The following is a 12,362-nucleotide window of genomic DNA, read 5'->3' on the forward strand; positions in this document are numbered from 1 at the left end:
CAACCTTGGTTGGCGCCCCGTGCCGACCAAGGTCGGCACCTACCAAAGCGTTGGTGGGGGCCAACCGTTGGCTGGTACCGATGCTGTTCCGGTAGATGCCAACCTTGGTTGGCGCCCTGTGCCGACCAAGGTCGGCACCTACCAGAGCGTTGGTGGGTGCCAACCGTTGGTTGGCATCTCCGCGCCATACCCACGCAGATGTCACATCCGTGCGCTAGTCTGTAGCCAGGTCGCAACAGGGAGTCATCGCATGCATCGCGCCCGTCAGCATGCTGCCAGCCAGACCCGCGAGCGGCGCCACCGCCTCGCCCACGAAGCCGCCCGCCTGATGGCCGTAGGCGGCATCCGCGACTACCACCAGGCCAAGTTGAAGGCCGCCAGCCGGCTCGGCATCCACGACGATGCCTCCCTGCCCCGCAACACCGAGATCGAAGACGCCCTGCGCGAGTACCAGCGGCTGTTCTCCGGGCCCCAACACGGCAACGAGCTGCAGCGCCGCCGCGAGGCCGCCATGCGTGCGCTGGAGTTCCTGCACGGCTTCGCCCCTCGCCTGGCTGGCCCAGTGCTGGATGGCACCGCCGACGCCAACAGCCCCGTGCAGCTGCACCTGCACAGCGACGACCCGGAAGCCGTGCACCGCTTCCTGGACGAACACGGCATTCCCGCCGAATCGCGGACGCGTCGCCTGCGCATGGATCGCGAGCGCAGCCTGGATGTGCCGGTGTGGGTGTTCAGTGCCGAGGAGCTGACCTTCGACCTGGCCGTGCTGCCCTACGATGCCCTGCGCCAGGCACCGCTGTCGCCGGTGGATGAAAAGCCGATGCGGCGCGCGTCTGTGGCGCAGTTGCGGCAGCTGCTGGCCGAAGCGGAGATCACCGCGTACATCGGCGGGTGACGGTAGCGCAGCGGTGCCTGCCTTGGGTGGGTACGGACCGTTGGTCCGCACGGTGCTTCGGGCATTTCGATGGCTGAGCGGAGAGCAGTCGAGCAAGCTCGACTCTACAGGGGCGCTGCACCCGTGTTTGGTAGGTGCGGACCGTTGGTCCGCACGGTGCTTCGGGCATTTCGATGGCTGAGCGGAGAGCAGTCGAGCAAGCTCGACTCTACAAAAGCGGTGTTACCTGCCTTGGCAGATGATGCCCATCATGCTCCCGCTACCAGACAAAACGAGTATCGCGCAGCGGGTCACTGAACAACCGCGGCAACCACGGGGCAGGAGCTCGCTGCGGATACTCCCGCATCATCTGTGCGTGCATGGCCTGCAGATCCCGCAGCAACCAGGACTGGTAATAGATGTCGTTGAACCCATCCGACCAACCACTCTTCACGCGCTCATGCTCGTCTGCCTCCAACGGCGGCATCTGATCCAGCGACACCTCCAGGATCGTCGACAGCGCCGCGTTGATCTGCGCGTTCTCAACCCCCGCCTGGCGCACGTAGTCCAATCGATCGAGGACCCGCCGGCAGTCGTAAGGGAAGCACCCACCCGTGGCGGTGATGTAGTCGGCGATGTCCGCCAGCATGTCGGCTTTCAGCCGCCACACCACTTCGCTGTCCATCACCTGGCGTACCCGCATCGTGCGCAGCGTGCTCGCCCGCACCTCCTCCGGCGTGGTGAACGGGGCACCCGGCGTGCTGCCAGCATGGCGTACCAGCACGATGCGATGAATCGCCTCGCTGGTGACGCCGTCGATGCGCAGCGCCGCTGCCTGCGGGTGCACGCGCGGCGGCGGCACACCCAGCATCTGCCACAGGTACCACAGCGCCAGCAGCAGACCGGCGATGCACAGCCCGCTCATCAGCGTCCACATATCCAGGTTCCGTGTGTAGTAGCGATAGCGCGCCCGCCAGATATAGAACGTGCGATAGCTGACGATTCCACTTACCCATCTGTACATTGCCTTCTCCTCGGCAAGGACCCCGGCGCGGCGGGGTTCATTACGCGCACTACGCCGGGGCGGCATGGCTTACCAGCCGATGCCCACACCGACGCCCATGCTGCGCTCACCGCTGTTGGTGAACGCACCATTGAGGCTGAAGGTGGCCGAACCCTTCTCGTTCAGCACACGCTGGTAACCCACCGCCATCGCCGACTCACCCTCGCTGTAGCCCACGCCCGCACCCAGGCGGTTGTAGGTGGCCAGGCCGGCGGTGTTCATCGCCATCGCACTCTGCGCGCTGCTCATCGCCGCCATGCGGTTGAAGCGCTTGTCCATCTTGTCCAGGCGACGCTCGAAGGTGCTGATTGCACCATCGGTGTACTCGTTGGCACGGGCCAGCATCTTTTCCAGGTCGGCGGTATCAACCTGCGGCTTGGGGGTGTCGTCCTGCTTCGACTTCGGCTGCGGCGTGGGCTTGTCACCTTCACCGGTTGAGGCAATCTGCGGAGAACCGCTGGTTTCCGGCGTCGGCGCGATCTCTTCGGTGGATGGCGAAGGCGTGGACGCTGCGGCCATGGCGCGGGCCTGCGGCTGATCGTCAATGCGCTGCTCCAGCCCATCCATGCGGCCATTGAGCTGCTGCTGCATCGAATGCAGCTGGCCACCGTTGACGGCATCGCGGCTGCCGGCCGCGATCAGGCCGTTGGCCACGTTGGAGATGACCATGCCGTTGGCGCCGGCCAGGGTGAGCTGCTGGGCGCCGTCTGCGCGGACCGAGGGGGTCTCCTGGAACACGGAGCGGAGCTGGGATTCGACCTGGTTCACCCGCGAGGTGGTGCTGACGACTCCACCGTCGAGCGCTTCCAATGCGCCATTGAGTGTGGATTGGGACTGGCCCTGTACGTTGAAGCGGGGGCCGACGATGTTGCCGTTGGCATCGACTTCGCTTCCCAGAGCGGAGAGCGCGCCGCGCAGCTGGCCGACGGTGGCAGCGTTGTGGTTGGCGGTGCCGTTGGCGATGTTTACGAGACGGCGCTTGGTCGTAGCGTTCCCAAAGGACGCGGTATTGACCTCATTTGCAGCTGAGCCAACCCCTAGTGCCAGCGAACCCTTCGCCGATGCTTCGACTATTGCCGCTGCTCCAAGCGCTATTCCACTGGCCGCATACACTTGGGAGCCGGCACCCATCGCAAACGCATTCGATGCCTTACTCGAGACTCCAGCCCCACGACCAAGCGCGACTGAATTCATACCTAATGCCGAGGAGTATGCGCCCAGCGCAATCCCTCCCTCTTCCTGCGTGCGAGCCGAGTCACCAATTGCAACGCCCAAGAAGCCTGCGAAGGCATCTTCGCTCAGCTGATCCGTGTCGATCTTGAGGAAGCGGCCCTGATGCTCAATCTTGGATACCCGATCACTGACGCCAAACAACTGGCGACCGGTAACCACATCGTGACTATCCGCAGAAACTGAACCGTCGGCCACACCAGTCAAACGCGCACCGCCGAAGTCGATCGGACCGCTCCCTTCCAATCCACGCATTGCCTGCTCGCCCATCTCCCGCTCCTTGCGCATCGCCTCCAGATCATTCCGATTCTGCGAGATCTTCTGCTCGGCGGCGTGCAACTGACTGCCAGTTACGGCTTCACGGCTTCCTGGCGCCACGCGTCCGTCGGCCAGGTTGGTCAGCACCATGCCATTCACGCCATTCAGCGCGATCTGGTTCATGCCATCGGCACGGGCGGAAGGTGAATCCTGGAAGATCGAACTCAGCTGGCCTTCCACCTTGTCCGCACGGTGGACTGCGGTGATGACAGCGCCATCGAGTGCCATCAGTGCATCCTCGACGGTGTTCTGCGATCCACCCTGCACCGTGTAGGTCGGGGCGGTGATGTTGCCGCTTGCGTCCATGCTTGCTCCGCCCCCGAGGGTAGCGAGGGAATCCTTGAGCTGGGAGACGGTGGTGGCGTTGTGGTCGGCGGTCCCTCGGGCGACGTTCACCAGCCGGCGATAAGCAGTTGCACTTCCAAATGATGCAACTCCAGCCTCATTCGCCTGAGAGCCTTCGCCAATCGCAAGCGAACCATTCGCTCCGCTGCCTACCTTTGCTCCGGCACCGATAGCAACACCTCCCCGCGCGCCGCCACTAGCAATGCCAACCTCCGCTCCAGCACCTAGTGCAAATCCACTATCGGAATTCTCATGCACAACTGAAGCGCGACCAATGGCCACAGAGTTTCTACCGAGGGCCTTTGCCAGAGTTCCCACCGCAGTTCCCCCATCGCTGCCGGTTTTGGCTGAGTTGCCTACAGCAACCCCCGCCATTCCAGCATCGGCGCGTTCGCTAGTGGGTGCGACGCCAATGCTTAGGAACTGACTTGCATCTTCCAGAACTGAAATCCGTGTATTGGTTGAATACAGTTGTTTTCCGGACACAGCCTCAGCACTGCTGGCGCTCACCAATCCATCCGCCACACCACTGATCTTCCGATTGGCATTGGCGCTGTTGCGCACGTCCAACGTCGAACCGCTGTTCTTCCCCCCCAAACGCACATCACCAGACGCAGACACCTGGGCCACAAGCCCGCCCAGCGCCGCTGTTTCGACCAACGCCTTGGCCGCATCCGTCTTCGCCACGGCAGCATCTGCGCCCGCAGACCTGGCCACACCCTCCACCGCCGCCACCGTGTCATTGGTGGCGTTGAGCTGCCTGCCGTTGACGGCGTCATAGCTGCTGGTGCCAACCGCACCATCGGCCACGCCGGTCAGCTTCCGATTCGCGTTCGCGCTGTTACGCACATCGAGCACGGTGCCGCTGTTCTTCTCGCCAATGCGAACGTTGCCATTGACAGCGGTCTGGTTAACCAGGCCCCCCAGCGCCACCGCCTCGGCCAGCGCCTTGCCCGATTCCGCCTTTGCGGCGTTGGCAGTCGTCGTCGCTGCGTCAGCGGCTGTCTGGGCCTTGGTAACCGCTTGGTTGGTGGCATGAAGCTGGTTGCCGGTGACGGCATCGGTACTGCCGGCTCCCACCGCGCCATCGGCGATATACTGGATCTTCCGCTTCCGGCTGGCGCTGCCAACCGATACTGAATTGGCCGAGGCGGTCACTGCACCTGCACCCAGCGCAACAGCGTTCTCATGAGAGGCCTGGGCGCGGTCACCCAATGCCACGGAGCTGGTGTTCGTAGCCTTGGCCAGATTGCCCAACGCGCTGGCGAACTGCGCCGTCGCCTCGCTGCCACGCCCCAGTGCGGTGGCTTGGCTGGCGCTGGCTTTGCTCAGATAACCAACCGCCGTACCGTGCTCGGCCTCGGCCTTGGCGTCGCCGCCCACAGCAATAGAGAAGTTGCCGCTTGCGTTTGCACGGAAGCCGGTTGCAACGGCCCCGTTGGCGCTACGGGTTCCGGCGCCGACCGAGACGCCCGCATTCTGGTTGGCCGCCTTGTTACCGTCCGCATCCACACCAGCGCGCGCGTCGTCGCCCAGCGCTACGCTGCGACCGTTGTACGCTTTGGCGTTGTTGCCGAGTGCGGTGCTGATGCCGAAGCTGCCGTTCTCTGCGGTGGCACCTCTGCCCAACGCCAAGGTCGTCGCATCGATGCGGCTCGTCGCAGCCTGAGCGATTGACTTGACCGCGGCCAGTTCGCCCGTGACATCGCCTGCGGTCTTCTCCACGGCCGAGAGCCGGGTATTGGTCTGGAACAACTGGTTGCCGGTGACGGCATCGGCGCTGCCTGAAGCCACTACACCATCAGCAACGTACTGGATCTTCCGCTTCCTGCTGGCGCTACCGACCGATACGGAGCTGGTCGAAGCGGTTACCGAACCGGCGCCAATCGCGACGGCGTCCTCATGCCCAGCATGTGCGCTGTTTCCAAGGGCCAGCGAACTGATGCCCGTTGCCCTGGCTAGATTACCCACTGCGGTAGCGAACTTCGCCGTGGCCTGCGTGCCTCGTCCCAAGGCCGTGGTCTGCTGGGCGCCCGCGATACTGCTCTTTCCGAAGGCGGTGCTCAATTCCTCATTGGCGACGGCATCGGAGCCGATTGCAACGGAGAAGTTTCCCCCTGCAACTGCCTTGTGTCCCATGGCCACGGCGCCATGCGCACTCCGGGTACCGGACCCGACCGAGACCCCTCCTGTCCTGCCATTGACCTTGTTTCCTGATACATCTACGCCTGCGCGTGCGTCGTCGCCGAGCGCAACGCTCGCCCCGTTGTAGCTCTTGGCGCTATTGCCCAGCGATGTATTCGCCCCATAGGAAACATCCGACTCTGCCACTGCCCCTTTGCCAAGCGCCAGCGCCGCCGCATCCACCCGATTGCTGGCGGATTCAGCCAGTGTATGAGTCGCGAACAACTGTTTCCCAGTAACGGCATCCGTGCTCGTGGCATTCAAGCGCCCGTCAGCCACATTGACGATGCGGCGCCTGTTCCTGCTGCTTCCAACCGCAACGACCCCTTGTTCGGTTGCTTCCGAGTTGGGGCCGAGCGCGACGGAGTCTGCGGCAGAGACCACCGCCCTGTGGCCGATTGCCACGCCGTGGTAATCCGCATGCGCACTTCCACCCAGCGCAATCGCTCCCGAATAGCCGGTGCGTCCCGCGGAGGCACCACTGCCAATGGCTATGGCGTCGTTATAGGTGGACGTTGCGTCGTTTCCGATCGCCATTCCGCCAATGCCATTAGTCGTCGCGAACGCGCCCAGCGCGACGCTGTAGCCCTTGTTGTTGATTGCACGGTAGCCAAATGACGCTGAGCGATCGCCGTAGGACTTGGCTTCAATGCCAAACACCGTGCTTTCCGAGCCGCCAACGTAGGCACCATTACCCATCGCGATATAGCGCTTTTTTCCCCACACTCCCGAGGCTGCCACATAGGAATCGGCGGCGCCAATCATTGGCAGGCAGGAATGAAGGTTGTAGCTCCCCACCTCGCAGCGGGCGAAGTAATCCGCATCGGCTCGAGCGCTTTCTGGCAGCAGCAGACCGATGGCAAGCGCAAGCGCACAGACGCCGCCCACGCTTGTGGCCGATGCCGACGAGGCCATGCGGCGGCGCGCGGTCAATTCACTGCCGACCACCCAGCACTGCTTGGCGTGACTCCAGATACGACGATAGACGTGATTCATGCGTTCTCCTTAACAGGACAAGGGAAATGAAGCCCCGCACGTGGGCGGGGCAATGAAGGTCAGGCGCTCGGCGCCAGGGTCGTTACGTGATCGCGATAGCCGTCACTTGACAGGCGGTATTGCAGTTGCAGGGTGCTGCCGGGCTGGAGCTGGACCGGCAGGGTCAGCGCGGCGTCGGGATAGAGGCTCGTCGACAACTCAAGCGGTGTGCACACGCCACGGGCATTGCACTCGGACGCACCGGTAATGCCGACACGCAGCGTGCCGGTATTGCGCAGGGTGTCGCCCTGCAATCGCAGATCCACGCTGCCCTTGGCGGGCACCACGTTCACCAGCGCGCCCCAGACCAGGCTGACGCCTACATTGGCCTGTGCAGCCTGCTCGTCTTCCTCAAGAGGCGTTTCATCCGGGCCTCTCACACCTTCGAAGTAGATGCGGTACGCCGCCTCCTTTTCGACGGTCTGCAGCGGAATCACCCGGATCAGGCGATTGCCACCCCCGCTGAGTGCGAACTTGCCCGGCGTGATGGCAATCGCCGCATCGGCGGCGTCCACTTCAATTTCTTCCTCACCCACCTGCGCCGGGTTGTTGATACGCAGCAGACGCGCCTGCACGTACTGCGGCTGGGTGGATTGCGAATACACGCGGATCTGCGTGCCGTGCTTGGCATCCACCGCTGCACGCATTGGATGGATGGACAGATTGGCCTGCGCTGGCGGGGCCAGCAGTGCGCTCAGCGGCAGCAGACAGAACAGCAGCTTCTTCATGATGGGCCTCCGTGGGGATCAGGGTTTGGCGGTCGGCACGCGCAGCTCTACCGTCAGCTCGCCTTCGTAAAGACCGGGGCGCTGGCTGGCGATGGGTGTAGGGGGCGTTTCCAGCGTCAGCGGCGTGGGCACGCAGTACACGGGTTGACTGATGCCCGGCAGCATCACCAGCCGCAGCTGTGCGCTGTCGATGCCGCGCAGCAGTTGTTCCTCGCCGTGCTTCATGGCCAGCAGGTTTCCGCCGTATTTCAGGCCAACCTGGTAGTCCAGACGCTGGGTGTCATCGCTGCCACCATCGCGATGCCAGACCGCGAAGTCCCGCCCGGGAGGTGGGCGTGGTCCACTGTCGCGCACGGTCACACCCAGGAATTCGCTCTGTGAACCCACGCCGTCGTAGAGGCACATGTCCACTTCCTTGCGCCCGGCGACGACCTTGCGGATGGGGTCGTAGCGCAGGTCCATGTTGACCAGGGGGGCAACGCCGTCGAAGCCTGGGAAGTAGATCGAGATCGCGTCGTAGTCGGTGACGGTGAAATCGAAGTTGAAGGTGGCCGTGGCGACCGGTGGTGCGGCGGGATCAGCTTTGATGTTCAGGCGCATCGTGGCCTTCCAATTGCCGGCGACGAGCTTGGAGAGTTCGCCAGAGGGAAGCTCAAGATTGGCACCGGTACCAGCTGGCTCACTCGAATCGCACTTGAACCAGTAGGACGCATTCAGACGTCTTCTGGACAGGTCCCAGTAATCAGTGAAGCAGACCCAATCCGACATGACTCTCTGCAGATACCCCTGCGCCTGAAGTTCAATACGCAATCCCGTTCTCTGATCTACGAACAGCAGCGCAACGTTACTTACGCCAACTGACGCTTCCGGCTCACCATCTACGGCGCATTTCCCAAATTCACTATCAGAAGCAGACCCACAAACCACATGGATCTGCCCATACTTCATCGCCAGATCGTGACTGAATCCCAGCACCGTCCGCGGCGCCCACAGCTCCACATCGCCCGGCACCGCCGAGCGGTCCCAGCTCATCACGATGTCCCTGCTCTGATCCGTCGGATGCGTCTCCGGCGGCCACTGCGCCCACGCCCGTGGCATCACCAGCATCAGCGCACACACCAGCATCAACACACACATCCAACGCCGGTTCATGGCGTACCTCCTGCGGCAGCGGTCTGGGGCGTGGCGGCAATCAACGCGCGTTCCTGCAGCAGGCGGGTCACGCGCGCCTGCTGGCGATTTTCTGCTGGCAGCTGGGCCACGGCCAGCGGCTCGCAGTGCACGGCGCCGACCAGCAACACCACCTGCCGGCGCTCGCGCACCTGCAGCGGGCAGTGCAGCAGGCGGTCGTCCTGCAGCAGGTACAGCGTTGTTTCGCGACGTGGGAAATCGGCAACGAAGCTGCCGTTGGCGCTGGTGCCCGGCACCGGCGCATTGAGGATGCGGGCGCCACCCAGCGGCGCACCGGCAAGATCCTTGGCACTGCCGATGAACGTGTAGGTCACTTCGATCGGCACGGGGATGCGCATCAGCTTGCCGGGGGTGAGGAACATCGGCCGCGCACCGCCCACGCCGCGCACGCGGATGGCGGCGATGCTGTCCAGCGTGCTGGCGTCCTGCACTTCAGCACGATGCGACTGGTACGACGGCAATGGCAGCAGGCGGCGCTCGCCGATCTGCAGCCGCTGCCGGCGCAGGCCGCCCACCTGCAGTTCGGCGGCTACGCCACGCAGGTCGATGTCGTCAGAGCCGTCCACCTGTACGGCCAGGCCGGCGTCGGCGCCGTTGGCACCGCTCCAGTAGAAACCCCGGCGGCCAAGTGCGAAACCGGAGCTGTGGGCGCCGCTGTAACCTGGCTCACTGCGGCCGCGCTGCTGGTAGCGCGCGATGGCGGCACTGGTGTTGCCAATGCCATTCTGCAGCTGGCCACTCAGCGATGCGCTGTAGCGATCGTTGTTGTTGGCGCGCAGTTCGGCGTTCAGCTCCCGATAGTGCGTATCCCGTTCCTGGCGCAGGCTCTGGCCCACGCTGTAGTCGATGGCCGGGCGCTGATGCTGCGGCTGGCGCACGTCCACCGCATAGCGGCGCTGGCCGCTGCTGGCATGGCTGCGCTGCAGGCGGGTCAGGCTGAGGTTGAAGTAGATGCCACGGTCACGCTCGTTGCTGCCGCGCACGCTGTCGGTGCTGTGCTGCTGCCACAGGCCCACGCGCGTGGACACGCTGAAGTCCTGCCAGCGATGGCTGCGGCTGAAGCTGGCCTGCCAGGTGCGGCTGAGCACGGGCTCGCGGCGCGGTTCCAGCGGGCCGGGCGGCAGCAGCGGATCGAGCCCGAAGAACGGGTCCTGGTCGAATCCAGGCCGATGCCAGCCGGCGCGCCAGGTCTGGCGCCGGGTGTAGCCCAGGTAGGCGCTGCCACCCGCTACGGGCGTCGACATCGAGCCGCTGAGCGAATTTGTGCAGCCCAGCTGGTCGCGCGCGTCGGCCTCGAACTGACAGGCCTTGCCGCGCATGCGCTGCTGGTAGAGATTCCACGACGCCTTGCGCCGGTACGACAGCTGGTGCTGCTGGCCATGGCTGCCGTCGCTGCCCCGCATGCCGCTGAAGGTGGCGCGCATTTCCTGGGTGGCCAGCACGCGGCGCAGGTCCAGGCGCAGCTCGCCGTAGCTGTGGCCACCCAGGTTAGCGGCACCGGCGGTAAGGGCGGCGTCACGACCCAGCGGCACGCGCACACCCGCCACCGCAACCGACTCACCATCGAAACGATCGCTGCGTCGCTCGTTGCGGCGGCCGCCCTGCACGAACCACTGCCACTGGCTGTTGCTCCAGTCACCGCCCTTGTCGAAGGGCGCTTCCTCGGTGCGCACCAGCACGCCGTCTTCGTAGATGCGCATGCGTACCAGGTAGTTGCCGAACGGGAAATTGCGGGTGTCGATCTGGTTGATGCCGGCCTGCAGGTAGAAGGTCTGCAACAGCCGCTCGCCGTCGAACACATCGACGCGGGCGTCGCGTGCCAGCAGCACCGTCAGCGGCGAGGCCTGAACGGCGGCATCGGTGTCCACATAGGCCTGGGTGGTGCCCACGCGCGCGCCCTGGAAGCGGTCCAGCGGCAGCATGCTGAAACTGAAGGTGCCGCCCTGCGGACTGGACAGGTTGCGGCGGTCCATGCGACCGGCCTGCAGGTAGTGCGCCGGCCCCAGGTCATGGCGGTAATAGACGTTGTCGAACTGGAAGTCGTCGTCGCTTCGGCTGCGGTAGCGTTGCTGGGTGTAGTACCACTCGGCGGACAGATGACCGCGGTCGAACAGGCCCAGCGTGCCCACGCCGCGCGCGGACAGCGTCTGGTAGTCGCGACCGCCGCTGACGTTGAGCGTCTGCTGGTGCAGGAAGGCGTTCTCGGCATTGGCCGTGACCTTGTGGTAACGCTCAGCCGCCGGCTCACCGGGAATCCACTGCCGCGCCACGAACAGGCGCACCGCGCCCTCGCCTTCGTCGTACAGCGCGCGTACGGCGGCGGGGTCCTCCGGCGGGTCAAGATAGCCGCAACCGGCCGTGGCGCCGCCGAAGCGGCAGGCCAGGTGGCTATTGCGCGGCAGCGGCTGCGACAACGCCGGTAGCAACGCTGCCTGTGCTTCGGCAGGCAGGTCCAGCACCTGCAGCACGCGTGCAGGATCTTCCAGCTGCACGTGCTCCAGGGTCACGCGCACCGGTGACAGCCCGGCCGAGCGGCCAAACAGCTGGATGTCGAGTTGTTCGGTCTGGCCATCGACCAGATCTTCGAAACCGGCGGGCACGCCGCGGGCCGCCACCAGGGGAGCAACCATTGCCAGGGCGAGCGCGACCGCCAGCCGGGTGACGGCGGGGGCGTGTGGGGTCATGGGGGGTACCGCTGGAGAAGCGGCCGGCCCGGCGTGCGGGCCGGCGCGGGGATTACGGCGTGGTGGCCTTCTGGTTCAACACGACGTTGACGATGCCGGCGTAGCGGCCCTTGGTGGCAATCGGCGTCGGCGTGGTCTGGGCAATGGTCAACGGCATCGAAATCGAGGCGCCCGGGGTAGAGCCGGCACCGGTGAACAGATCGGCCGCCTTGTACTCGATGGCAGTGGCGCTCAGTGCGCGGTTGTTGAGGCTGATGGTCATCGGCACGGTGACGGCGCCGGTCTCGTTGGCCAGGACGAATGCACCGTCGATGCGTGCCTCGATATCGGCGGTTTCATCGTTGGAGTGAATGCGGACGCGCTGGGTGTCCGGGATCAGACCGCGCAGCGGATCGTGGGTCAGGGTGACGGCGTCCGGCAGCGGCGTGCCGTCATCGCGCAGCAGTGCCAGGGTCGGGTCGACGTCGGCGTAGACGGTGATCTTGGTTTCCAGCGCGTGCGCGGACAGCGAAGCAGTGGCCAGCGCTGCAGCGAGCGCGGCCTTCTTGAGAATGGCGTGCATGGGTGTCTCTCTCGGACAGGGGGAATATGAAAGCCCCCCTCCCCTAAGGAGAAAGGGAGGGAGGCGCCGCCCGCAGAGGTGGTTGCGGGCGACGGAGAGAATGTTAGAAATGCGCTGCCATGCAGGCCATTCAAGCATTCCTAAAACG

The 12,362-nt window shown here is 64.9% G+C and carries 7 protein-coding genes; 1 reads left to right on the forward strand and 6 read right to left on the reverse strand.

Annotated features, from left to right (window positions below):
* The first annotated feature begins 250 nt into the window (after positions 1-250).
* On the forward strand, positions 251-895 hold the full coding sequence (locus CKW06_RS19005) for a hypothetical protein (RefSeq protein WP_024958265.1): 645 nt from the start codon (positions 251-253) through the stop codon (positions 893-895).
* Between the two features lie 259 nt (positions 896-1,154).
* On the opposite strand, the gene CKW06_RS19010 is transcribed toward CKW06_RS19005, so the two are convergent.
* The 6 genes from CKW06_RS19010 to CKW06_RS19035 all read right to left on the reverse strand — a co-directional run bounded on the left by CKW06_RS19010 (position 1,155) and on the right by CKW06_RS19035 (position 12,214).
* Positions 1,155-1,898 (reverse strand): hypothetical protein, encoded by a 744-nt coding sequence (locus tag CKW06_RS19010; RefSeq protein WP_024958266.1) that lies wholly within the window; start codon positions 1,896-1,898, stop codon positions 1,155-1,157.
* A gap of 69 nt (positions 1,899-1,967) precedes the next feature.
* Complete coding sequence (locus CKW06_RS24010) at positions 1,968-7,010, reverse strand: ESPR-type extended signal peptide-containing protein (RefSeq protein ID WP_032964451.1); 5,043 nt, start codon at positions 7,008-7,010, stop codon at positions 1,968-1,970.
* A gap of 59 nt (positions 7,011-7,069) precedes the next feature.
* A complete protein-coding gene (locus CKW06_RS19020; protein ID WP_024958268.1) occupies positions 7,070-7,777 on the reverse strand; it encodes a pilus assembly protein in 708 nt (235 codons plus the stop codon).
* Between the two features lie 18 nt (positions 7,778-7,795).
* Complete coding sequence (locus CKW06_RS19025) at positions 7,796-8,929, reverse strand: CfaE/CblD family pilus tip adhesin (RefSeq protein WP_024958269.1); 1,134 nt, start codon at positions 8,927-8,929, stop codon at positions 7,796-7,798.
* On the reverse strand, positions 8,926-11,652 hold the full coding sequence (locus tag CKW06_RS19030) for a TcfC E-set like domain-containing protein (protein WP_038646424.1): 2,727 nt from the start codon (positions 11,650-11,652) through the stop codon (positions 8,926-8,928). Before CKW06_RS19030 ends, CKW06_RS19025 begins: the two co-directional genes overlap by 4 nt.
* A 52-nt stretch (positions 11,653-11,704) precedes the next feature.
* Positions 11,705-12,214, reverse strand: coding sequence for a CS1 type fimbrial major subunit (locus tag CKW06_RS19035; RefSeq protein ID WP_038646421.1), 510 nt, complete (start codon positions 12,212-12,214; stop codon positions 11,705-11,707).
* Positions 12,215-12,362 lie beyond the last annotated feature (148 nt).

The sequence above is a fragment of the Stenotrophomonas maltophilia genome (assembly GCF_900186865.1).
Taxonomy (GTDB): Bacteria; Pseudomonadota; Gammaproteobacteria; order Xanthomonadales; family Xanthomonadaceae; genus Stenotrophomonas; species Stenotrophomonas maltophilia.